Origin of the sequence: Kribbella sp. NBC_01505, from assembly GCF_045040285.1 — a bacterium.
Lineage (GTDB): Bacteria > Actinomycetota > Actinomycetes > Propionibacteriales > Kribbellaceae > Kribbella.
Genome location: NZ_CP109425.1, coordinates 3,339,561 through 3,362,657, shown reverse-complemented (window position 1 = coordinate 3,362,657; position 23,097 = coordinate 3,339,561). Strand labels below are relative to the sequence as shown.

The following is a 23,097-nucleotide window of genomic DNA, read 5'->3' as shown; positions in this document are numbered from 1 at the left end:
AGTTGGTACCCTCCGGAGCGGATTCGGGCCCGTTACCACACCCGCCGTAGTCTGTGGGGCAATGACTTCCGCGAGATCGTCGAGGATTGCACAGTGAGTGAAGCTCGTAGAAAGGCCGCACCGGCGCGCAAGGCGTCCCGGTCCGGCCGGCGCAAGAAGCACTGGGCGCTCCGAGTGCTCGGCTGGTTCCTCGCCCTGGGGTTCCTCGGCATCATCGCCGGGACGGCCGCGTTCTTCGTGATCTACCAGAAGACCGAGATCCCGGACGTCAACAAGGAGTTCCAGGCCAACACCACCACGGTGACGTGGGGTGACGGCAAGGTGATGGGCAAGTTCTACGAGCAGAACCGGAACTCCGTCCCGCTGAAGCAGATCCCGAAGCGCGTCCAGGACGCGGTGCTGGCCGCCGAGGACCGGACCTTCTGGACCAACCCCGGTATCTCGCCGCAGGGGATGGCTCGCGCGGCGTACAACATCGCCAAGGGTGAGCAGTTGCAGGGTGGATCGACGATCACCCAGCAGTACGTGAAGATCATGTACCTGAACCAGAACCGCACCGCCTCGCGGAAGTTCAAGGAACTCTTCATCGCCACGAAGCTGAGCCGCCAGCAGGACAAGAGCAAGACCCTCGAGGGCTACCTCAACACGATCTACTTCGGCGAGGGCGCCTACGGCATCTCGGCCGCGGGCAATGCCTACTTCAAGGTGCCGGACCCGAACAAGCTGACCGTTCCGCAGGCCGCCTTCCTGGCCACGGTGATCAACAACCCGACGCTGTTCGACGTCGACAAGAAGGCGAACCACCAGCGGATCCTCGAGCGCTACCGCTACGTCCTGGACGGGATGAAGCTGAGCGGGACGATCACCGACGCGCAGCAGGAGGAGTACGCCAAGGCGCTGCCGAAGATCGACAAGCCGAAGAAGAGCAACAAGTTCGCCGGCCCGAACGGCTTCCTGATCGACATGGCGAAGAAGGAGATGCTCCGCCGCGGCTACACCGAGAGCCAGATCACCAGCGGCGGCTACCAGATCGTCACCACCTTCGACCCCAAGGCCCAGGCGGACATCGTGAAGGCCGCGCAGACGCGGGTGCCGCCGAAGGCGACGGCGAATCTGCACATCGGGATGGCGGCGGTCAAGCCGGGCACCGGGCAACTGGTCGCGATGTACGGGGGCCCGGACTACCTGAAGAGCCAGCTCAACTGGGCGACCCTGAAGGCCCGGCCCGGTTCGTCGTTCAAACCGTTCGCCGTGGCCGCGGCGCTCAAGGACGGCCGCGAGGTCGACGAGCCGTTGCAGGGCAACAGCCCGATCGTGATCCAGGGCCAGGAGCTCAACAACGAGTTCAACCACGACTACGGCCAGGTCGGCCTCAAGGAGGCGACCGAGCAGTCCATCAACACCGCCTTCTACGACCTGGTCGACAACCAGATGGACGACGGGCCGGACAAGCTGGTGGACGCCGCGGAGGCGGCCGGCATCCCGAAGTCCCCGGCGCTCGAGGCCGGCCGGAACAACCCGTCCACGGTGCTCGGCCCGGATCCGTACGCGTCACCGGTCGACATGGCCAACGCCTACGCGACCTTCGCCGCCAACGGCAAGGCGGTCGAGCTGCACACGATCAAGAAGATCACCGACCGCAGCGGCAAGGTGGTCTTCGACGACACCAAGCTGAAGAAGACCCAGGCCTTCGACGAGAACATCGCCAAGACGGTCAACAAGATCCTCGAGAACGTCGTCGAGAACGGCACCGGTGAGGACGCGAAGGCGCTCAAGCGTCCGGTCGCCGGCAAGACCGGTACGGCCGGTGGCGTCTCCCTCGAGCACCGGGCCAAGGACAAGGCCTGCGACGGCTGCATGCAAGGCTCCGACACGCTCACCTCCTGGTGGACGGGGTACACGCCCGAGCTGTCGACCTCGGTGCTCTACCGGGCCGGCAAGACCGGCGAGTCCGACCTCGACCCGTACTCGAAGGACCCGGCGTTCTTCGGTGGCAACTGGCCGCTGAAGACCTGGCTGGAGTTCATGGAGCCGGCGGTCAAGGGCACGGCCGAGGGCACATTCGAGGATCCGGAAGGCGTCGACCTCTCCGACCCGAAGCCGACGCCCACGCCGACCCCCACTCCGACGCCCACGCCGACTCCGACCCCCACACCGACCCCGAACCCGACGAACACCCCCAGCGGGCCGACGACGAAGCCCACCAAGCCGACGCCCACGCCGAGCGGGCCGACCACGAAGCCGACCAAGACCCCGGGCTGGCCGCCCATCACACCTGATGATCCGGATCCGGAGAATCCCGGCAGCGGTGGTCAGTAGTCCGACCACCCCGCCGCCGCAGCCCGGACGGGCCCGGCGTGCGCGGGTGGAGGGGGTTGGGCTCCGGCGATGGATGCCGGCCGCGATGACTCGGGAGGTGCTCGGGTGGTGGCTGGCCACCCGGGTCGGGTTGTTCGTCCTGTCGGTGTCGGCGCCGTTGCTGTTCAACCGCGGCACCGACTACCCGGACGTCTGGCACGCCTGGGTGCAGTGGGACGTCTGGCACCTGAAGGCGCTCGCGCAGTTCGGCTACAACAACGGTGAGCCGTCCCAGGCGCCGCTGGCCGCGTTCTTCCCCGGCTTCCCGGTACTCGTCCACATCGTCCAGTGGACCGGCGTCGGGTACTTCGGCGCCGGCATCGTGGTCTCCGCCGTGGCCAGCGCGGTCGCCGGTGTCTACCTCGCCCGGCTCGCGCAGTACGAGTTCCCGGAGCTCAAGGGCCTCGGCCCGAACGCGGCCGTCATCTGGTACGGCGCTCCGGTCGGAGTCTTCCTGGCCGCCGGGTACACCGAAGCGCTGTTCTGTGCCTTCGCCTTCCCGGCCTGGCTGGCCGCACGGCAGGGCCGCTGGGCCCGGGCCGCGATGTTCGTCGCGCTCGCCGCGACCGTCCGGGTCTCCGGCATCTTCCTGGCCTTCGCGCTCGTGGTCGAGTTCGTCACGTCGAAGAAGCGGGACTGGCCGTCCGCCCCCTGGCTGCTGCTGCCGGCCATCCCGGTGCTCGGCTTCATGGCGTACCTGAAGAAGATCCACGGGTCCTGGTTCGCCTGGCAGCAGGCGCAGGAGAAGGGCTGGGCGCGCGAGTTCACCTGGCCGTGGGACTCGCTCGTGCACACCTGGGACGCCGCCTCGCGCGGCCACTTCGCCGGCGAACGCAGCGACTGGACGTGGATGTTCCGGGCCGAGCTCGTCGCGCTCGTGATCGGTCTGCTGGTGCTCGCCTGGCTGGTCCGGCGCCGTTCCTGGGGTGAGGCCGCCTGGGTCGCCGCCACCGTCGGCGCCTTCTGCACGTCGTTCTGGGTCTACTCACTGACCCGGGCCACGCTGCTGTGGTGGCCGCTGTGGATCGGCCTGGCCGTCCTCGCGCACCGACATCGCTGGATCGGACGGTTCTATCTCTGCGTGGCGATCCCGCTGGCCGCGATCTGGGCCGCGGGCTTCTTCACCGGCCGCTGGACCGGCTGAGTAGTTCTCCTCAAGACCACCCCCGCCAGGCGCGCCTAGCGTGATCGCATGGACAAGCGGACGCATTCGAGCGGCAAGGTGGTCCTCCAGGCGGCGACCGTCGGTCTGGCCGTCGGCCTCCTGTACGACGCTCTGTTCCAGCTCCGCGTGCCGTTATGCGCACCGAGTGCCGCGGACTGCGCGATCGACAGTCTGGGCCTGCTCTTCGCCGCCCCGCTCGGGGCGCTCGCGATGGCGCTGACACTGCTCGCCCGACGCCCGCCGAGGTGACTTTGTCCGGCATGTGGACTTTTTGGATCGAAAGGCAACCCCCCGGCGATTCCGGCCGTCGATAGGGGTGAAGGGGTGGCAGTCCGGGCGGGGACCGCCACCCCTCCTCAATTTCCGGCGGAACCTCTCAGGGGCAGGCTCCGCCGGGTTTTCTTTTACCCGTAGTTGCGGTCGATCGACTGCGAAGGCGTCGGGCTCGGCCGGCTCTCCGCGACCCGCTTGTCACTCGGGTGCGTGCCGGTCTCGATGCCCTTCAGGGTGCCGAGCAGCTCGAATTCGGCCAGCGTCACCCCGTCGGTCCCCGCCGGGGTCAGCACCAGGCGGTACTGCGTGTACGCCTTCGGTGACGCGATGCTGAACGACCGGGTGTAGGAAGTCCACGGCCAGGTCACCCCGGTCCGCTTGTCGACCTGCTTCCAGGTCGTCCCGTCGTTCGACCCCTCGAGCACCCAGCCGGCCGGCGCCGTACCGGTCGCGCCGTTGGTCAGCGTGTACATACCGACGGGCCGGCCCTGCTGGAGGGCGACCGTGACGGTGGGCTTGTCACCGGTGAGGGTGACCTGGGTCTTCGCGTTGTTGTCGGTCAGTGCGGCCACGTCGGCCGAGCCGGTGACGACCGCGCCCTCGTCCGAGGTGGAGTCCCGCCAGGTGCTCGGGTCCTCGCCGGGGGTCGTGATCGACGGCGGGGCGTCGTTGCGTCCGGTGCCCCACTTCGACGGCTTGTCCGTCATCTCGAACTCGATCTTGCCGCCGTTCGCGATCAGGTCGTGCGGCAGGTTCGTGGAGGCCCACTTCTTGCCGTTGATCCGGACGCCCTTCACATAGACGTTCTTCGCGCTGTTGTCCGGTGCGCTGACGACCAGCTTCTTACCGCCCGGCAGCCGGACGGTCGCCTTCTTGAACAGCGGCGAACCGATCGCGTACGTCGGCGAACCCACCTGCAGCGGGTAGAAGCCGAGTGCGCTGAACAGGTACCAGGCGGACATCTCACCGTTGTCCTCGTCACCCGGGTAGCCCTGGCCGATCTCCGAGCCCAGGTAGAGCCGCGACACGGCCTCGCGGACGAGGGCCTGCGTCTTCCACGGCTGGCCCGCGAAGTCGTACATGTAGGTGATGTGGTGCGACGGCTGGTTGCTGTGCCCGTACTGACCCATCCGTACGTCGCGCGCCTCGAGCATCTCGTGGATCGTGCCGCCGTACCCGCCGGTGTGCAGCGCGTCCTCCGGCGTCGCGAAGAACTCGTCGAGCTTCTTGGCGAGCCCGTCCCGGCCGCCGTACAGCGCCGCGATGCCGGCACCGTCCTGCGGAGCGGAGAAGGCCATGTTCCACGCGTTGGTCTCGGTGTAGTCGTGACCCCAGTCCTGCGGGTCGAACTGCGCCGGCGACGTGCCCCAGACCCCGTCCGGTCCCTTGCCCTGGAAGAAGCCCAGCGTCGGGTCGAACAGCGTCACGTAGTTGCGGGCCCGGTTCACGAAGTACTTGTAGTTGTCCAGGTACTCCTGCCTGCGCGGGTCACCCTTCTTCGCCTTCGCGTACAACGCCTTCGACATGTTCGCGATGCCGTAGTCGTTGATGTAGCCGTCCATCGACCAGCTGTAGCCCTCGCCGGTGCTGTTGGCCGTGTAGCCGTTGAACGTGGACAGGTCCATGCCCTTGCGGCCGACGTTCTCCGACGGCGGTACGACGGACGCGTTCTTCACCGCGGCGTCGTACATGGCCTGGACGTCGATGCCCTTGATCCCCTTCAGGTAGGCATCGGCGAAGGCCACGTCGGACGACGTACCGACCATCAGGTTGGCGTAGCCCGGCGACGACCAGCGGGAGATCCAGCCGCCGTCCTTGTACTGCTGGACGAAGCCGTTGACCAGGTCCGCCGCCTCGTCCTGGGCGAACAGTGAGTACGCCGGCCACACCGTCCGGTAGGTGTCCCAGAAGCCGTTGTTCACGTAGGTCTGACCGGCGACGATCTTCGAGCCGGTCGTGGTCGGGGTGTCCGGGCCGACCTTCGGCGAGGTGGGCGAGGCGTAGGTGATGACCGGCTTGGACTTGGTGCCGGTGTTCTCCGAGCCGCTGTTCGGGTAGAGGAACAGGCGGTACAGGTTCGAGTAGAGCGTGGTCAGCTGGTCCGCGGTGGCGCCCTCGACCTCGATCGTGCGCAGCTTGGTGTCCCACTGGGCCTGCGCAGCGTCCTTCACCCGCGCGAACTTCGACCCGGCCGGCAGCTCCAGCTCAAGGTTCTTCTTCGCCTGCTCGGTGCCGATCAGCGAGGTCGCGAGCCGCAGCTGGACCTGGGTGACCTTCGGGTCGAAACCGAAGTAGCCACCGACGTTGGCGCCGCCACCGTTCGACAGCTTGCCGGAGGCAACGACCTTCTGGTCGACGACGCCGTACACGAACAGCCGGCCGGCGCCGGTCGACAGTCCGCTTTTCACGTCGCTGAAGCCAGTTACGACACCGGTCTCTGGGTCCAGCGTCAGGCCGCCCTCGTTGGTCGCGTTGTCGAAGACCAGGGACGCGCCACCCTTGGGGAAGCTGAACCGCAGCAGCGCGGCGTGGTCGGTCGGCGCGATCTCCGCGGCGTTCCCGTTGTCGAACTCGACACCGTAGTAGTACGGCCGGGCGATCTCGTTGTCATGGCTGAACGTCCACGCCCGGTCGGCCCGGTTCGCGGTCGGGGTGGTCGCCGTCGACGGCATCACCTGGAAGGTCTGCCGGTCACCCATCCACGGGCTGGGCTCGTGGCTGATCGACAGCGCCTGCAGCGACGGACGGTTCTCGGCGTCGTTCGCCTTGGCGTAGTCGTACAGCCAGGAGCGCGAGCCGGCGTTCGTCACCGGGGTCCAGAAGTTGAAGCCGTGCGGTACGGCGGTCGCCGGGAAGTTGTTGCCCCGGGAGAAGCCGCCGGTCGCGTTGGTGCCACGCGTGGTCAGCGCCAGGTCGGACGGGTGCTTGGCCGCGGTCTTCTGCGCCGCGGAGTCCGGATTGATCGCGGCGGCGATCCGGATGTCGTCGACCCAGCCGCGGAAGTCGGCCGGCCCGGTCGGCTTGTCGTAGCCGACGAGGATCCGCTTGATCGTCTTGCCGGCCGCGATCTTGCCGAGGTCGGCCTCGATGTTGTTCCACTGGTTCGTGGACAGGCCCTTGCCGTCACCCTGGCCGCGCGGGCTGAGCCCGAAGCCGCGGTGGTCCTTGGCGCGCAGATCGCTCAGGTACGTCCCGTCGGAGAACGCCAGGTCGATCGCGGCGTAGGTGCTCGGGTAGCTGAGGTCACCCTCGATGTGCTCGGGGAAGATCTTGTACGACAGCCGGGTGTCCCGGCCGACCTTCAGATCGACGTCCGAGATCTTGTTCCAGGTGTAGCCGCGGCCCTCGGTGGTCTGGTGCCCGGCGTACCGGAACGACTTGACGCCGGTGAAGCCGACCCGGGCGCGGGCGTTGTAGGCGCTGGTCGGGCCGGAGTCCAGCCGCGACTCGGCGGCCTCACCAGGAGGCGGCAGCGGAGCGCCGTTCGACAGGTACCAGTCGGCGAGCTGGACGATGTCCTCGCCGTGGTTGAGCGTGACGTCGAACTTGAAGAACTTGTACGCCGTCTCGTTCGTGAAGCTGTATTCCTTGGTCTGGAACCGGTTCTCGAAGCTCTGACCGGTCTGCGTGTCGAGCACGGTCCAGTCGGTGCCGTTGTTCGAGCCCTGGACGGTCCAGTTCTGCGGGTCGCGGCCGTCGGCGTCGTTGGCCGAAGTGAGCGCGTACTTGCGGATCACGACCGGCGCCGAGGTCTCGTAGTTCAGCCAGCCGGTCTTGGCGAAGACCAGCCACTTGGTGAACTTGTCCCCGTCGGCGGCGTTGGAGGCGATCTCACCGCCACCGGTGTTCTCGCCGCTCGCGGTGATCTTGGTGACCTTGTCCATCTCGCTGCCGCCGACCCCGGTCGGCGTCGGCCCCTGGACGCCGCCGGCACGGGGCTTGCCGTCCCGGCCGGTCTCGACAGTATCGGTGTAGCCGGGCTGCGGCTGCCCGGACTCGAACGAGGTGAAGAACGACGCTCCGGTGACCACCGGCTCGTTGTGGGCGACCGAGGTGTTCGATGGGACAGCATGCGCTGACGTCATAGCTGGTGACATTGTCACAACCAGCCCGAGCGACGCGACGACCCCTAGCGGGCGGCGGAGTCTCATCCACGCTCCTTAGATATATCCGCGGCCCCGATGACAAGGTTGTCAGCCCGCGTCCGGGGTGATCTTCCCTATCTTCATGACGCTTGGTCAAGGCCCTGTCGCAGGCCGCTTCCGGCTGTCTTGCGATTGCCCGGCCGACGGTAGGTTGCTCCCTATGGCGGAACGGGTGCTGGTGACGGGTGCGGCAGGCTTCATCGGGCGTGCTGTGGTGGAGGCGCTCCGGGAGCAGGACGTGCTGGTCACGGCCGTCGACCGGGAGCCGCCGGTTCGCACCTGGGACGACGGGGTGACCGTGGTGACCGGCGATCTGGCCTCCCAGGAGGTCTGTGTCGGAGCCTTCGAGACGCGGCCGACCGCCGTCGTGCATCTGGCCGCGCTGACCTCGGTGCAGCGCTCGGTCGAGGCGCCGATGGCGACCTTCGCGCAGAACGTCACGATCACCCAGGTGCTGCTCGAGCTGTCCCGTGGCAGTGGCGTCGACCAGTTCGTGCTCGCGTCGACCGTGCTGCCGCCGCTGACGCCGTACGGCGCGACGAAGGCAGCGGGCGAGCTGCTGCTCGCGGCGTACTCGGGCAGTTACGGCCTGGCCGGCGCAGTACTCCAACTGACCGAGGTGTACGGACCGGGGATGCCGGACCAGGACGGCTTCGTGTCGCGGTTGATGCGGGCTGCTGTGGCCGGGACCGGCGTCGAGTTGCCTGGCGACGGGCAGCAGCGCCGCGATCTCGTCTACATCGACGACGTGGTGAACGGCGTGCTGATCGCGCTCGACAACCAGTACGACGGACGCGCGATCATCGGGTCCGGCCGGTCCGTGTCAGCGTCGGAGCTGGTCGAGGCGGTGCGCGTGGCTACCGGCAAACCGCTACCGGTGGAGTACGTCGAGGCTCCGGCCGACGAGGTGGTCGTGGATATCGCCAACGACCTCGGCTACGCGCCGACGGTGTCGTTGGAGGACGGGCTCGCGCGGACCTGGGAGTACTGCAAAGGCTGAGCGGGTGCAGCGAAAACCCAGTGGTCGAAGAGCCAGAACTTGACCACGAACAGCGCCGCGAACGTAGCGAAGTACGAGCTGCTGACCAGCATGGTCTGCCAGAACCGGGTATCGATCCAGGCCTGGGCCGCACGGTCGGCGAGCGTGGTCGTCAGGGCTGCCGCGGCAGCGCTCCCGATCACGATGATTGCGTAGGGCAACATTTGGCCGCGGCGGCCCCAGGCCCAGCGCCTACTGAGCGCGTAGTTCGGGATACCGCCGGCGATCCAGGCGATCACCGTGGCCCACAAGGCCGCGGCGCCGAACCAGTAACACAAGGCGAAGGCGATCTGACTGACCGCGGTGGAGATCACCTGCGACGCCGAATACTTCGCCCACAGCACCATCCGGCTGCGGCGCAGGCCGAAGCGTGCCGCGAGTCGGTAGTGGATGCGCACGGCATCCATTGTGCACGTCGGTCATGCAGGGTTGATCTTTGACCGGACAAGCTCCGCGAACCGGCGCGCCGCGGGCGTCGCGGCGTGGCCGGCCGGTAGCACTAGGTCAACACGCCGGTCCAGCTGGACGCCCGCCAGCGGCACCAGCCGAACAGCCCCGGCTGACCGCGCGTGCAGCGCGAAGTCGAGGCCTTCCGGAACCAGTGCCACGCCCGCGCCCGCCGCGATCAGGTCGAGTGCCAGGCTCCACTCGTTGACCTCGACGGCGACCTGCCGCCGCAGGCCGGCCGCCGTGAAGGCCTGGTCGATGACCGCCCGGATCGCCCATTCCGGCGGTGCCTCGATGAACCGCTCCTCGAGTAGTTCCTGAAGGCCGACCGCCTTGCGGCGAGCCAACGGGTGATCAGCCGGGCAGGCGAGCATCAGCGGCTCGGCCAGCAGCGGTATGACATCCAGTCCGGGGGGACCGTCGTCGAGCAGGGCGGCCAGCGCGATGTCGAGGCCGCCGTCGACGACTCGACCGATCATCTCCGAGGCGGCCTCGAAGCGGACGATGATCTCCACCCGCGGATGTGCCAGCGAGAACTCGGCGAGCCAGCTCGCGAACGGCAGCGTGTGACCGGTGCTCTGCAGCGCACCGATCCGCAGCCGGCCGGCCAGGACGCCGTGCACCTCCTGCACGGTCTGCCGGGCCGCGGCCGCCGCTTCCAGGGTCCGGCGGGCTGACGGGACGAGTGCCTGACCTTCGGCGGTCAGCCGGATCGGCCGGGTGCCGCGGACGAACAGCAGTGCGCCGACGTCCTTCTCCAGGGCCCGGATCGAGGTCGACAGCCCGGACTGGACGATGTGCTCGCGCTGGGCGGCCGTCGTGAAGCTGCGCTCCTCGGCGAGCGCGACGAAGTGGCGCAGATGCCGCAACTCCATGAATATCTCCCATGCAGATGGAAAGTATCTGATCCAGTCCCAGCAAAGATGCTATCGCTGACCAAGGTGCCCGGGTTCAGATGGAGGGAGACATCGACGAGAGGTATCTGATGAGCATCGCAACACCGCTGCGTACGAGCAGCCGGCACCTGACCGGGTTCTGGTTCGTCGCCGCGGCCTTCGTGACCCTGATGGCGTTCGGCACGGTGCCGACGCCGCTGTGGCCGATCTACCAGTCCCGCGACCACTTCGGCCCGACGACGGTGACCGTCGCCTTCGCCGCGATGGTGATCGGAGCGGCCGGCGCCCTGCGCGTCCTCGGGCACCTGTCCGACCGCCTCGGTCGCCGCCGCATCATCGTGCCCGCGCTGCTGACAGCGATCCTGTCCGCCGCGATCCTCGCGATCTGGCCCCAACTGCCGGCGCTGCTGATCGGCCGCCTGCTCACCGGTGTCGCGATCGGCCTGATGGCGTCGACCGCGACGACGTACCTGACCGACCTGTACCGCGAGGCCCGGCCGGCTGCCAGTCCGGCCTTCCCGGCGCTCGTTGCCACCGCTTCGAACCTCGGCGGCCTGGCGCTCGGCCCAGTCGTCGCGGGTGCGCTCGCCCAATGGGTTCCGCTTCCCCTGCGTACGTCGTACCTGCTGTTCGGCGGGTTGCTCGTCGTACTGCTCCTGCTCGTCCTGTCGAGTCCGGAGACGGTCGACACCGAACTGGCAGCCCAGGATCGGCCGGTGCGGTTCGCCCTGCGGACCGGGCACGGCGGAGCGTTCGTCGCAGCGGCTGCACTCGCGGCGCTGGCGTTCGCAGTGATGGGGCTGTTCTCGTCGTTCGGCGCGATCATCGTGCGCGGTCAGCTCGGCATCACGTCGTACCTGGTGGGTGGGCTGGTCCCGTTCATCACCTTCGCCGCCTCGGCGATCGCACAGCTGGCGTTGGGTCGGCTGGAGTACTCGAAGCTCCTGCGGACCGGTGCCTTCGTCTTCCCGGTCGGGTTGGCGGTCACCGCTGTCGCGCTCTATCACCCGTCGTTGTGGCTGCTGATGGTCGGCGCGCTGCTCGCAGGTGCCGGGGCCGGGCTGCTCTTCAAGGGCGCGGTGACCGAGACCATCCGCACCGCCGTACCGGCCTCGCGCGCCGGGGTGCTGTCGACGTTCTTCGTGATCGCGTACTTCGGCATGGGGCTGCCGTCGATCGCGTTCAGCCTGGTCATCCGGCACGTGGCACTGCAACCCGCGATGATCGGGCTCGCCGTTCTGCTGTCGGCCGGCTCTGTGGCCGCTGTCGCCGCATCTCTGCGGAACCAGGACTAGCGGCCGGCGCTCACCAGCAGGGTCGGAAGAACAGTCAGGAAGCGGTTGGAACGGCCTCTGGCTTTCTGCTCGGCCAGCCAGCCGTCGGCATCGTCCCGAGTGATCAGGGCCTTGTCGACGGCTGCGGTCGCGGCCGCCGTGAGCTGCGGAGCCATCGCCGCATGGTCGGTGACGACGTCGTTGTGGACGACGACCTCGGGATCGCGGAAGCCGGCGTCGAGCAGGAGATCGCGCAGATTCCGTACGGCGCGCGGCGCCACCGAGCGGGACTCCAGACCGAGCAGGATGACATCGGTGAGGTCCTGATCGGAGCTGTCGATCAGCAGGAAGCCGTAGTCCTGACCGCCGACCACGATCCGCCCGCCGGGACGCAGCACCCGATAGGCCTCCGCGATCGTCGGGACCGGGTCCTCGAGCAGGTGGAAGAGCCGCAGCGCGCGATACCCGTCCATCGACTCGTTGGCCAGCGGCAGGTCGTCGGAATGTGCCACGTGAAACATTGCGCCCGGGACCCGGGTCCGGGCCGCCTCGATCGCGTCCGGGTCGCCGTCCAGCCCGGTGACCTTCAGCCGCAGCGCGGCGAGCTCCTCGGCGGCATGCCCGGCACCACAGCCCACGTCGACCACGCTCGCGCCGCGCTTCAGCCCGAGCAGCCGGTACGACTCGGCCGGTAACTCAGCAGCTCCGGGCCGCTCCTCGATCCGTTCCAGAAACCCCATGAAGTTACCGTGCAACTTCAGGTGCACCTGAAGTCAAGCGCTGCTCGATCAGGCAGCAAGATTCGACCGAGCTGGAAATCGGTGGGGCGCAGAACCCGGCCCGAGTTAGCTTCAGGTCTCCTTCCCCCTCTCTGATCGAGGTTCTCGCCATGATCACCAGGCGCCGCGCTCTCGCTCTTGGCTTCACGATGCTGGTCGGCCTCGCCGTCCCCATCGGTGCCAACCAGCTGCACGGGACCGACCAGCTCGATGCCACCGGCTACGACGGCAGCGCGAAGGTGCTGATCCGCGACGCGTCGATGGTCCTCACGATGGACCCGGCCGTCGGCCAGGGCACGCTCGGCATGCTGAAGGATGCCGACGTACTGATGACCAAGAACACCATCACCGCCGTCGGCAAGGATCTCCCGGCCACTGCCGGTGCGAGGGTGATCGACGGCCGCGGCAAGATCGTGATGCCCGGCTTCGTCGACCTGCACACGCACACCTGGCAGTCGCTGATCCGCGGTTGTGCCACCGACAAGGAGCTCAACGGCTGGCTCGCCGAGTGCGTGCTCCCGCTGTACGGCAACCAGCCGGCGTACGCCGAGGGGTACGCCGGGACCAGGCTCTCCACGCTGGACGCGATCGGTACGGGCATCACCACCACGACCGACTGGTCGCACAGCTTCTCCGCCGACTTCGCGAACGGCAGCCTGAAGGCTCTCGCGGACTCGAAGATGCGTTTCTTCTTCTCGTACACAGCCAACACCAACCCGGCCACGCTCGACGAGATCCGCCGGGTGAAGAAGCAGGTCATCGACCCGAACCCGCTGGCGCACCTGCAGGTCGGCCAGCACCCCACGCTGCAGAACCTGCCCAGCACCGCCGCCGCGGAGAACCTGGCCAAGGAGCTCGGCGTCGCCCTGAACGTGCACGTGAACGAGTCGAAGACCGACCCGGCCACCGGCCAGATGGAGGCCTTGCGCAAGGTCGGCGCCATGCGGCCCGGTCTGCTGATGAACCACGCCGTCCAGATGACCGACGCGGAGCTCGACGAGTTGGCCGCCAACGACATTCGGGTCGCGCACAACCCGCTCTCCAACATGCGCCTCGCGTCCGGCGTCATCCGCCTGCCGGAGATGGCGTCGCGCGGCATCAAGGTCGGCCTCGGCATCGACGGCGGGACCAACGACACCACCGACATGTTCAACGACATGCGCGCAGCGGTAGGCCTCCAGCGCGCCACCGCGATGGACCCGACCCGCTATCCGCAGCCCGCCGACGTACTGCGGATGGCCACCCTGGGCGGCGCCGAGGCGCTCGGGATCGAGAAGGAGATCGGCTCGCTGACGCCGGGTAAGAAGGCGGACCTGCAGATCATCGACCCGCAGGCCCTCAACTTCGCTCCCAACGGCAACTGGGTCAGCCAGCTCGTCTTCAACGCCCAGCCCGTCAACGTCCAGTGGGTCTTCGTCAACGGTGTCGCCGTGAAGCGCGAAGGCCGGCTGATCGGCGTCGACACCGCCAAGGTGATCCGCGATGCCGACAAGGCGAGCGACCGCATCGACGTACTCCTGGGTCGCTGACTAGTCCATCGACACCCGGTCGAACGAGGTGGTGGTGAAGCGGACGTCGACTCCTATCGTGTCGCCGACCGCGGGGGGCGCCACCGACGACGGCAGGAAGAGCATGCTCGCCTGCATGTGCGGCGGCTCGGCGAACCAGCGCTGCTTGCCCTCGATGGTGAACGGCGACAGCGCCATTCCGGCGGCATCCAGGCTGCCCTTGGCCATCGCGATCGCGCGCTGCCGCACGGTGGCAGCCGCGGTCGGGGCCTCGAGGCCGACACCGTGCGCGGTGCCGCCGGACACGACCAGGATGTGGCCGTCCCCGCTGACCCGGCGCTGGCGGTAGCCGACCCGCTCACCACGGCGGACCGAGTGCACGTCCAGCACGGTCGCGCGCACGGTCAGCGCACCACGGTCGCCGAGCCAGAGCGCCGTACCCATCCGGAGCTTCACGTCCTCGCCGATGTCACCGAGCTTCTGCGCCGGAACATGCGACACCCACAACGGACCCCGCCGTACGTCGGTCGCCGCCTTGGCCAGGTTCGCCGCCTCGCGGACGTTGGCCGACGTACCGCCGGCGCCCATCGGGAAGTGCAGCGACCAGCCCTCGAAGCGGATCCGGTCCAGCGCGTTCAGGAGCATCGTGTGCCGCAGCTCGCGGGCGCCGATCCCGTGCCGGCGCATCGACGTCTGGACCTCGATCAGCACCCGGCTACCGGCCGGGATCGAGACCAGGTCGGCCAGCCGGCTGACCGTGTGGATCACGTTCTTGCTCTGCGCCATGTCCAGGAACGGCCGCCACGGCGTCAGTACGACGACGTCCTCGCGCGGGTCCGGCGGCACCTCGAAGTAGGTGCCGACAGCTACCGTCCGGGCTCCGAGGGCCCGCGACTCGGCGATCAGCCGGTGGTTGCCGAACCCATAGCCGTTGCCCTTGGCCACCGGGACGATATCGGGGTTCCACGTGGAACGAAGGTGATCGCGCCATCGATCGGAATCGACGTGGAGGGTCAGGGGCATGGTGTCAACGCCGTCTCATGTAGAGGTCGAATGCGGTGTAGAGCGCCTTGTTCAACGGCAGATCCCACTCACCGACGTACTCGACGGCCTCGCCGCCGGTGCCGACCTTGAACTGGAGCAGCCCGACGTGCGGGTCGTTCGGGTCCAAGGTGTCGGTGATGCCCCGTAGGTCGTACACGGTCGCACCCTCGGCGAGTGCGTCCGACATCATGCGCCACTGGATCGCGTTCGATCCACGCACGTCCCGCTTGGCGGTCGAGCTGGCTCCGTAGACATACCACGAATGGCCGCCAACCCGGATCCAGATCGTCGATGCGACCAGATCGCCCTCGTGATGAGCGTTGTAGACCCGGAAGTCGCAGCAGCCGGCCGGCTGGTTCGCCATCGCGGCGTACATCTTCTCGAAGTACGCCAGCGGTCGCGGGGTGAAGTTGTCCCGCACGGCCGTCTCGAGGAACACCTGGTGGAACGCCTTCAGGTCCTCGGGTCCGCCCCGGGAGACCTCGACACCCAGCTTGTCCGACTTCTTGATGTTGCGGCGCCAGAGCTGGTTCATGTTCTTCAGCAGGTCGTCCGGGCCGCAGTTGGCCAGCGGGACCTGGAACACGTAGCGCGGCTGGCCGGCGGCGAATCCCTCGGCGAAGCGCGGGGCCTTCCATCCCAGCGCGGTCAGCTGGTTCGCGACGGTCGCGCCCGACGGCTCGATCACGTCCGGGCGGACGTCGCGGAGCCGTGGCTGCTGGCCGGCGGCGAGCGCCTCCTTGATGGTCTTCGCGCCCCAGCGCCGGGCCGGCACCGGCGGGCCCATCCGGAGGCCGAACGCACCCTGGGCCGCCGCGTGCTCGGCCAGTGGCCGCAGGTAGCGGCCGAGGTCGATCGCGTCCCAGTCGATGACCGGGCCCTCGGGCAGATAGGCCAGGTAGCGCTTCACCTTCGGCATCTGCCGGTAGAGCACCAGACCGACACCGACCAGCTCGGCCGGATTGCCCGGCTCGTACCAGCCGAGTGACTCAGCCCTCCACTCGCTCTTCACCGCCGCCCAGCCCGGCGTCTGCAGGAAGCTGGCCGACGGACGTGCCGCGATATAGGCGGCGTGTTCGTCGGCCGAGATGATCCGGATGCTCAAGTCACTCACGGTCGGTCAGGTTACCGGCCCAACCTGAGGAACCCCAGCTGAGCCTGCAACCTAACCGAACGCTGGGCAGGAACCCCGCCGTCCCGAAGGTGCTCATCCCGTCCGGCCGCTCGGATTCGGCCGGTTTGACTGAGACGGGTGGCTGGGGTGGTCTTCGGCTGAGGGTGATGGTGCGGTCGGTGACCACGGTTGCGGTTGCTTGAGCTTCCGGGCTGTGGTTGCTCCCGACGATGAGGAGGCCTGTCAGCTGACTCGCCGCCGTGGTTGGCCACGGCGGTTCGGGTTGCCTGCCTCGCCTGCCCTGGCCTGCGGAAATTTGGCTGGATATCCGTTCAAGTTGACCCTTCTCTGCTCAAATATTGAGGGGAGAACCAGCAACTTGCGGGGAGATCCACTCGTTTTCCGGGACCGCAACCGAAGCCCGGAAGCTCAAACGACGGGCACGCGGTCACCGGCCTGGCCGTCCCCCTCAACCAGAGGCCACGTCCACCTAGCGCTTCAGTAAATCGGCCGCCGCGACGGCCAGCCACCGGGTACGTGTCCGGCCTGTCCGGTGCGGCGCGAATCGGGGGCACACCGACCACCTTTGCGGGGGTCTGCTGCCTCTCACCGGCAGTAGATCCCCGCAAACACCCACAAACCCCGACCAGCCACAGATCCACGGAGTTCTACTGTCAAATACCGGCAGGAATCATCCGTGAACCGGCGTGGGAAGGGCCTACGCCCGATAATCGGTCAGAGCGGTGCCGGGTGACGATTTCTTTCCACTCAGCGGCGGCGATCGGGCGGTACACCCCTGGCTAGGGCTTGGATTTGTGCCAGGCGAGGGCTCGGAGGAGGTCGTCGCGGAGACGGTGGATGGTGGCGGCGACGGTGGGTGGGAGGGGCGGGAGGGTTTCGCTTGCGGCGGTGACGGCGGCACCTAGGTCGTCCCAGGTGAGGTGGGCGACAGTGTCGGGGGCTTACTTACGCAAAAGTTCGAGTGAGGTCTCCCACAGCCGCGTGGCAGCCTCGGGGTCCAGCGCGTACGGCGCTACTCCGCTGTTCTCACCGGGGACATTGGGTAGCGCTTCGTTGTTGTCCTCGAAGTAGCGGCCGGTCACACCCTGGACCAGGGGAGAGGCAGCCAGCAGGACCGAGGTGGACGCGCCCTGCTCGGTGGTCTTCCACGGGAAATCGTCCCACTGCTGCAGAGTTTCGGCCGAGACGTGCCGCTGCAGTGCGGTCCGGATCCCACCGGGCATCAGGGCGTTCGCGACGATCCCGTCACTCGCCCAGCGTTTCGAGGCCTCGACCGCGAACAGGATGTTCGCCGTCTTCGACTGCCCGTACGACGACCAGGCGTCGTACGGCCGGTTCTCGAAGTGGATGTCGTCGAGGTGGACGTCTGAGCTCAGGTGCGCGCTTGAGCTGACGACGACCAGGCGGGCGTCGTCGGCCGCGGCCAACGCGTCGTGCAGGGCGATCGCGAGCCCGAAGTGACCGAGGTGGTTGGTGGCGAACTGGTGCTCCCAGCCCTCGGGAGTGCGGTTCAGCGGCTCGGCCATCACGCCGGCGTTGTTGATCAGGATGTGCAGCGGGCCGTCCCAGTTCGCCGCGAACGCCCGGACGGACGCGCGATCGGCCAGCTCGAGCGGAGCGACGTACACGTGGCTGTTGCCGGTGGAGTCGATGATGCCGGCGGCCACTCTCTCGCCGACGACCTTGTCGCGGGCGGCCAGCGTGACCTCGGCGCCGGCTCCGGCGAGTGCGCGGACCGTCTCGACGCCGATCCCGGAGGCGCCACCGGTGACGATCGCGCGCCGGCCGGTCAGGTCGACGCCCGCGATCACCTCGGCGGCGGTGTTGTCGTGACCGAAGGGGGTGGTGAATCTGCTCATCAGGGTTCGTCCCGTTCTGCGAGCTACTGTTGATCCGGAGGACCCTCCGGATAAGTCCAGTTAAGCGGAGGGGCCTCCGGATATCAAGTCCGCTAGGTTGCGGAGTGAACCCCGGGGCGGGATTCCCCGTGTGTTTCACGATGAGCATCGTGGTGAGGAGGGGGAAGATGACGGAGCCCAAGGCGCGTCCGCTGCGCGCGGATGCCCAGCGCAACCGTGACCAGGTGCTGGCCGCGGCCGCTCGCGCGTTCACGAAGTGCGGTCTGGAGGCGACGCTCGAGGGGATCGCGAAGGACGCCGGCGTCGGCATCGGCACGTTGTACCGGCACTTCCCGACCCGCGAGGCGCTGATCGAGGCGGCGTACCGCAAGGAGCTCGCGATCGTCTGCGAAGCCGCCCCCGAACTGCTCGAGAAGCTCCCACCGGCCGAAGCGCTGCGCGCCTGGATGGACCGCTTCGCCGACTACATGCACCGCAAGATGGGCATGGCCGACGCCCTCCGCGCGATCATCGCCGCCGGCGCCAACCCGTACGACCACAGCCTCGAGCTCCTGGTCGGCGCGATCGAGCCTCTCCTCGCCGCCGGCGTGGCCTCCGGTGACCTGCGCTCCGACATCTCCGCGGACGACGTGCTCAAGGGCATCAGCGGTGTCGCCCTCGCGGCCGGCGACAACCGCGAAACGGCCGGCCGCCTCCTCGACCTCCTCCTCGACGGCCTCCGCTACCGCGCCTGACCCAACGTCCGAAGAAGCGCAGTGCGTGGTCGGCGTGTTTTCGGACGTTGTGGGTTTCTAAGGTGCGGTATGGCGAAGGTGGCGTTGGTGACGGGGGCGGTTTCGGGGATCGGGGCCGGGGTGGCTCGGCGGTTGGCGGCGGATGGGTTTGTGGTGGCGGTGCATTCGCGGGTCAGCCGGGATGCGGGGCTGGCGATGGTGGCTGAGTTGGGTGGGTCGTATCACCAAGCCGATCTGGCGGATGACGATGCGGCGCGTGCACTCGTGCCGAGTGTCTTGGCCGAGCACGGGCGGCTCGACGTACTGGTGAACAACGCGGGGGTCAGTTGGCCGGTGCCGCATGCCGAGCTGGACCAACTGACTGCTGAGGACTGGCGGCGGGTGCTTGACGTCAACCTGATCGCGCCGTGGTTGTTGTGTACGGCGGCCCTGCCCGCACTGCGCTCATCGAACGGGTGCGTGGTCAACGTGACCAGCCACGCGGGTGTGCGGCCGAAGGGCAGTTCGATCGCGTATGCCGCGAGCAAGGCCGCGCTGAACCATGTCACCAAGCTGTTGGCGGCCGCGCTGGGACCGGAGGTTCGAGTCAACGCAGTGGCACCCGGGCTTGTGGATACGCCGATGACTGCCGACTGGACCGACGCTCAGGACCTGTGGAAAACCTCGAGCCCGATGCGTCGCAGTGCGCAGCCGGCGGATGTCGCCGACCTGATCTCGGCACTTGTCCACAACAGCTACGTGACCGGTGAGGTCGTTCTCCTGGACGGCGGACTGAACCTGCGCTGACGGTCACCGGTTTCTGTCGGTGGGTCCTCCTACGATCGCGGGATGTCTTTGGGCCCGGACTTTCGGCGGTTGTGGTTCGCGAATGCGATCAGTGCGATGGGGTCGGGAGTCGGGTACGGCGCGCTGCCGCTGATCGCGGTCCTCGTCCTCGACGTCAGCACCTTCCAGGTGTCGATGCTGGCTGCCGTCTCGGCTCTGGCAGCCGCGGTGCTCGCGCTGCCGATGGGCGACTTCATCGAACGGCGACGCAAGCGGCCGGTGATGATCGCGATGGACCTCGTCCGTTTCGGTGCGCTGGTGAGTGTGCCGATCGCGGCGGCGTTCGGCGTCCTGAGTTATCCACAGCTGTGTGTGGTCGGCGTCCTGCAGTCGTCGGCGCAGATCGCGTTCACCAGTGCCAGCGGCGCGCATCTGAAGGCACTCGTCGGGCCCGAAGGCCGAGCCGAGGCGAACGGCAAGTTCGAGCAGGTCTTCTGGCTGACCATGAGCGTCGGCCCGGCGATCGGCGGCGCGCTGGTCACTTTGGTCGGCGCGACGCTGACCCTGGCGGTGGACGCGGTGTCGTTCCTGCTGTCGGCGCTCGGCGTCCGACGGATCCAGCAGCCGGAAGCCACTCCGATCGAGCACACCGGCAAACGTGACGTCGCCGCCGGCTGGAAGTACATCTTCCGGAACCGTGGACTGGCCGTGCTGTTCGTGAACTCACAGCTCTTCGGCGGCCCGTTGATGATGATCTCGCCGCTGCTGACCGTGTTCATGCTGCGCGATCTCCACCTGGCACCGTGGAGCTACGGCGTCTTCCTGGGCGTCTCCTGCCTCGGCGGAGTGCTCGGTGCCTGGATGGCCCCAGCACTCACCCGGCGGCTGGGGCTGCATCGGATGCTGCTGTTGTTCGGCGTACTGCGAGCGCCGTGGACCCTACTGCTGCCGCTGGCCCCATCCGGGATGGCCGGATTCGTCTGGCTGCTGGTCGCCGAGACCGCGCTGCTCGTGGCGGCCGGCGCATTCAATCCCTCGTTCGCGACGTACCGGATGGAGGTGACGGAGGACAGTCACATGGCTCGCGTGCTGACGTCCTGGTCGATCACCTCGCGCAGCGTCTGGCCCGCGTTCATGGCCCTCGGCGGTCTGCTGACCGCCGTACTGGGACTGCGTGGTGCGATGTACGTCGGCGGCGCGTGCGCACTGCTCAGTGCGTTCGTCCTGCCGTGGCGGTCGGCTAAACCAGCCCCATTGCCTGAGCCAGTCTGACGACTGGACCCTTCACGCCATCCGGACTGTCCTCAAGCCACGCGGCGGCCTCACCCGGCGGCAGGACCAGCACCTCGGTGACCTGCTCGCCGTCCGCGGGGTTCGTCGGTGCTTGATCGACCACCACGTCCGCGACAAAGACGGCCCAGTACGACAGCGGGTGCGGAAGATGCGGCCGGTACGGCGAGGGCCGCCGATGGTCCGCGCGATGGCCGCCGAGCCACGTCAGCGGACCGGTCAGTCGGGCGCCGGCCTCCTCGACGAGTTCACGCCGGACGAGTTGCTCGATCGTCTCGCCTGGTTCCCGGGTCCCGCCGGGCAGGAAGCGCCAGCCGAGATCGTTGCCGCAGACAACGATTCCGCCCGCGGCCCGGCAGATCACGTGCACGTTGCTGATCAGCTCGTCCGGCGGCTGCTCGACGGTGAACTGGACGTCCAGCTCTCCCCAGGCCCAGTGCCCTGGTGCGTACAGGTCGGGGAACTGCGCGGCCCAGGAAGCGTCGGTCTGCATCTGCCCATTGTCCGTGGGTGCGCTACCGTCGCGGCCATGGCCCCCGCAGACCCTGAGCCCGACGTCGAGCCGCAGCCGGACCCGGTGCGGGCCAAGCAGACCAAGAACGGCCTCTACTGGGTCTGTGCCGGTGTCAGCCTCGTGGTCGGCGCCTTCCAGTACTCACACACGCTGGGCAGCGTGGACGGGTTCGACGTACGCGCGGTCGTCGGTCTGCTCGTCATGACGCTGTGCCTGCTCGGCCTGGCAGTCGTCTACGCGCTGTGCGCTCTGGGCCGAACTGAGCTGCGACGTCGCGTGTTCGACCGGTTCGACCTGTTCCAGGTGTCGACGGTCCTGCTCGTGGCCGCGGTCCTGGTCGGCGTACTGATTCCGCCGCGCACCACCACCGCGCTGGGACTGCTGCTGCCGTGGGGTATCGGCTACTGGCTCTACCACCTCGCCGCTCAGCAGGCCGCTGAGCGCAGCGAGGAGGAGTAACTACTGCTTGACGTGGGCGCGTAGGTAGTCGATGTCGGTCTTCTGACCGTGGTCGGCATTCGGCGTCTCGACCACGACCGGCGCACCGGCGGCCTCGACGACCGCGACGATGTGGGCCGGGTCGATGTGCCCGTCCTCGAAGTTTGCGTGCCGGTCGGCGCCGGAGCCGAACTCGTCGCGGGAACCGTTCGCGTGCACCAGGTCGATCCGGCCGGTGATCGCCAGCACCTTCGCCACGATCGACGGCAGCTCTTCACCGGCCGCGTGGAAGTGACAGGTGTCCAGGCAGAAGCCGACGTTCTCCAGGCGGTCGTTGCCGGACGCCTGCACCGCCTCCCACAGCCGCTCGATCCGCTCCAGCTGCCGGGCCATCGCGTTCTCGCCGCCGGCCGTGTTCTCGATCAGCAGCGGGACGGGGAGCTCGGCGCGCTCGATGCACTTGCGCCAGTTGTCGAAACCGGCCTCGGGATCGTCCTCGTCGCCGACGTGCCCGCCGTGCACGATGACGCCCTTGACGTCGATCTCGGCCGCCTTGTCCAGCGTCTGCTGCAGCAGTTTGCGGCTGGGGATCCGGATCCGGTTGTTCGTGTTCGCCACGTTCAACCGGTACGGCGCGTGCACGTACAGATCCACGCCGGCTGCGGCGGCCCGCTCCCGCAGCGCCTCCTCGCCGTCGGCATACGCGACCTTCGGCGCCTTGTAGTCCTGCGGATTGCCCAGGAAGAACTGCACCAGGTCGGCACCCCGATCGGCCGCCTCGGCCAGCGGGTCCTCCTGGTCCACGTGTGCACCCAGCTTCAAGCTCATGCCCACACCCTAGAGCGACCTGCCGACACTGTCGGAGCCCCATCCCGGCGAGCGCGTGACCGGCCGCTCCTGCGGCACCGGTGGCTGCACCGGTCGGCCCTCGAACTCGGTCGACAGCACGATGTGGGTGTTCATCTCACCGTGCTCGCCCAGACGCTCGAACAGCCCCTCGAGATGGCTCATCGACGTGACCCGGACCCGCAGCATCGAGCAGGCGCTGCCACTCAGCTTGTGGATCTCCAGCACTTCGGGGAAGTCCTCGGCGCGCGTCGTCTTCAGCAGGCAGCGCCCGGTCGTACAGCGCATCTGGACGAACGCGGACAGCGGCTGACCGGCCCTGGCCGGGTCCACCGCGGCCCGGTAGCCGGTGATCACGCCCGCCTCCTCCAGCCGCCGGACCCGGTCCGCGACCGCCGGTGGCGACAAGTTCACCCGCTTGCCCAGCTGGTTGAAGGACAAGCGTCCGTCGGACTGTAATGCGGACAGGATCTGCCAGTCGGTCGAGTCCAGTTGCCGCTCCTGCAAGGTCATCCCTCCAGAACACCTTCGTTATCGCCGCTTGCCAAGCCGCAACGCCTTACATTTCCCCTTCATCGGTGATGCCGG

Annotated in this window: 20 protein-coding genes; 10 read left to right on the top strand and 10 right to left on the bottom strand. The window is 68.1% G+C overall.

Features of this window, described 5'->3' with window-relative positions:
* Positions 1-93: 93 nt before the first annotated feature.
* From OG474_RS15840 to OG474_RS15830, 3 genes are all read left to right on the top strand, one after another.
* The gene (locus OG474_RS15840) at positions 94-2,319 is read left to right on the top strand and encodes a transglycosylase domain-containing protein (RefSeq protein WP_405063055.1); all 2,226 of its coding nucleotides are present in this window, start codon (positions 94-96) and stop codon (positions 2,317-2,319) included.
* A gap of 85 nt (positions 2,320-2,404) precedes the next feature.
* Positions 2,405-3,502, top strand: a complete 1,098-nt coding sequence (locus OG474_RS15835; protein WP_405063054.1) for a hypothetical protein — start codon at positions 2,405-2,407, stop codon at positions 3,500-3,502.
* Between the two features lie 48 nt (positions 3,503-3,550).
* Complete coding sequence (locus OG474_RS15830) at positions 3,551-3,772, top strand: hypothetical protein (RefSeq protein ID WP_405063053.1); 222 nt, start codon at positions 3,551-3,553, stop codon at positions 3,770-3,772.
* A 155-nt stretch (positions 3,773-3,927) separates the two neighbouring features.
* Here the strand turns inward: OG474_RS15830 and OG474_RS15825 are convergent, their stop codons facing one another.
* A complete protein-coding gene (locus OG474_RS15825; RefSeq protein ID WP_405063052.1) occupies positions 3,928-7,881 on the bottom strand; it encodes a GH92 family glycosyl hydrolase in 3,954 nt (1,317 codons plus the stop codon).
* Between the two features lie 220 nt (positions 7,882-8,101).
* Here OG474_RS15825 and OG474_RS15820 point away from each other — a divergent pair, with 220 nt between their 5' ends.
* Positions 8,102-8,941, top strand: a complete 840-nt coding sequence (locus tag OG474_RS15820; protein WP_405063051.1) for an NAD-dependent epimerase/dehydratase family protein — start codon at positions 8,102-8,104, stop codon at positions 8,939-8,941.
* Here the strand turns inward: OG474_RS15820 and OG474_RS15815 are convergent.
* Positions 8,878-9,378, bottom strand: a complete 501-nt coding sequence (locus tag OG474_RS15815) for a GtrA family protein (RefSeq protein ID WP_405063050.1) — start codon at positions 9,376-9,378, stop codon at positions 8,878-8,880. The two genes, OG474_RS15820 and OG474_RS15815, sit on opposite strands and share 64 nt — an antisense overlap.
* Before the next feature lie 21 nt (positions 9,379-9,399).
* On the bottom strand, positions 9,400-10,302 hold the full coding sequence (locus OG474_RS15810) for a LysR family transcriptional regulator (RefSeq protein WP_405063049.1): 903 nt from the start codon (positions 10,300-10,302) through the stop codon (positions 9,400-9,402).
* An 80-nt stretch (positions 10,303-10,382) separates the two neighbouring features.
* Here OG474_RS15810 and OG474_RS15805 point away from each other — a divergent pair, with 80 nt between their 5' ends.
* Complete coding sequence (locus tag OG474_RS15805) at positions 10,383-11,618, top strand: MFS transporter (RefSeq protein WP_405063048.1); 1,236 nt, start codon at positions 10,383-10,385, stop codon at positions 11,616-11,618.
* Here the strand turns inward: OG474_RS15805 and OG474_RS15800 are convergent.
* A complete protein-coding gene (locus OG474_RS15800) occupies positions 11,615-12,337 on the bottom strand; it encodes a methyltransferase domain-containing protein (RefSeq protein WP_405063047.1) in 723 nt (240 codons plus the stop codon). The genes OG474_RS15805 and OG474_RS15800 overlap by 4 nt on opposite strands.
* Before the next feature lie 149 nt (positions 12,338-12,486).
* Here OG474_RS15800 and OG474_RS15795 point away from each other — a divergent pair, with 149 nt between their 5' ends.
* A complete protein-coding gene (locus OG474_RS15795) occupies positions 12,487-13,905 on the top strand; it encodes an amidohydrolase family protein (protein WP_405063046.1) in 1,419 nt (472 codons plus the stop codon).
* Here OG474_RS15795 and OG474_RS15790 read toward each other — a convergent pair whose 3' ends face one another.
* The 3 genes from OG474_RS15790 to OG474_RS15780 form a co-directional block, all read right to left on the bottom strand.
* Positions 13,906-14,907: an alanine racemase gene (locus tag OG474_RS15790; RefSeq protein WP_405063045.1), complete on the bottom strand. Its 1,002-nt coding sequence runs from the start codon at positions 14,905-14,907 to the stop codon at positions 13,906-13,908.
* 4 nt (positions 14,908-14,911) lie between these two features.
* Positions 14,912-16,042: a lipid II:glycine glycyltransferase FemX gene (locus tag OG474_RS15785; RefSeq protein WP_405063044.1), complete on the bottom strand. Its 1,131-nt coding sequence runs from the start codon at positions 16,040-16,042 to the stop codon at positions 14,912-14,914.
* Between the two features lie 962 nt (positions 16,043-17,004).
* Positions 17,005-17,922, bottom strand: a complete 918-nt coding sequence (locus tag OG474_RS15780) for an SDR family NAD(P)-dependent oxidoreductase (RefSeq protein WP_405063042.1) — start codon at positions 17,920-17,922, stop codon at positions 17,005-17,007.
* A 167-nt stretch (positions 17,923-18,089) separates the two neighbouring features.
* On the opposite strand from OG474_RS15780, the gene OG474_RS15775 reads away from it, so the two are divergent.
* The 3 genes from OG474_RS15775 to OG474_RS15765 all read left to right on the top strand — a co-directional run bounded on the left by OG474_RS15775 (position 18,090) and on the right by OG474_RS15765 (position 20,693).
* Positions 18,090-18,656: a TetR/AcrR family transcriptional regulator gene (locus OG474_RS15775; RefSeq protein WP_405063041.1), complete on the top strand. Its 567-nt coding sequence runs from the start codon at positions 18,090-18,092 to the stop codon at positions 18,654-18,656.
* 69 nt (positions 18,657-18,725) lie between these two features.
* Positions 18,726-19,442, top strand: coding sequence for an SDR family NAD(P)-dependent oxidoreductase (locus OG474_RS15770; protein ID WP_405063040.1), 717 nt, complete (start codon positions 18,726-18,728; stop codon positions 19,440-19,442).
* Between the two features lie 42 nt (positions 19,443-19,484).
* Positions 19,485-20,693, top strand: a complete 1,209-nt coding sequence (locus OG474_RS15765; protein ID WP_405063039.1) for an MFS transporter — start codon at positions 19,485-19,487, stop codon at positions 20,691-20,693.
* Here OG474_RS15765 and OG474_RS15760 read toward each other — a convergent pair.
* Positions 20,662-21,204 (bottom strand): NUDIX domain-containing protein, encoded by a 543-nt coding sequence (locus OG474_RS15760; protein WP_405063038.1) that lies wholly within the window; start codon positions 21,202-21,204, stop codon positions 20,662-20,664. The genes OG474_RS15765 and OG474_RS15760 overlap by 32 nt on opposite strands.
* A gap of 36 nt (positions 21,205-21,240) precedes the next feature.
* On the opposite strand from OG474_RS15760, the gene OG474_RS15755 reads away from it, so the two are divergent.
* The gene (locus tag OG474_RS15755) at positions 21,241-21,684 is read left to right on the top strand and encodes a hypothetical protein (RefSeq protein WP_405063037.1); all 444 of its coding nucleotides are present in this window, start codon (positions 21,241-21,243) and stop codon (positions 21,682-21,684) included.
* On the opposite strand, the gene OG474_RS15750 is transcribed toward OG474_RS15755, so the two are convergent.
* Together OG474_RS15750 and OG474_RS15745 are read right to left on the bottom strand one after the other, a co-directional pair.
* Positions 21,685-22,491, bottom strand: coding sequence for a deoxyribonuclease IV (locus OG474_RS15750; RefSeq protein WP_405063036.1), 807 nt, complete (start codon positions 22,489-22,491; stop codon positions 21,685-21,687).
* Positions 22,492-22,500: 9 nt separating this feature from the next.
* Positions 22,501-23,022 (bottom strand): Lrp/AsnC family transcriptional regulator, encoded by a 522-nt coding sequence (locus OG474_RS15745; RefSeq protein ID WP_405063035.1) that lies wholly within the window; start codon positions 23,020-23,022, stop codon positions 22,501-22,503.
* Between the last annotated feature and the right edge of the window lie 75 nt (positions 23,023-23,097).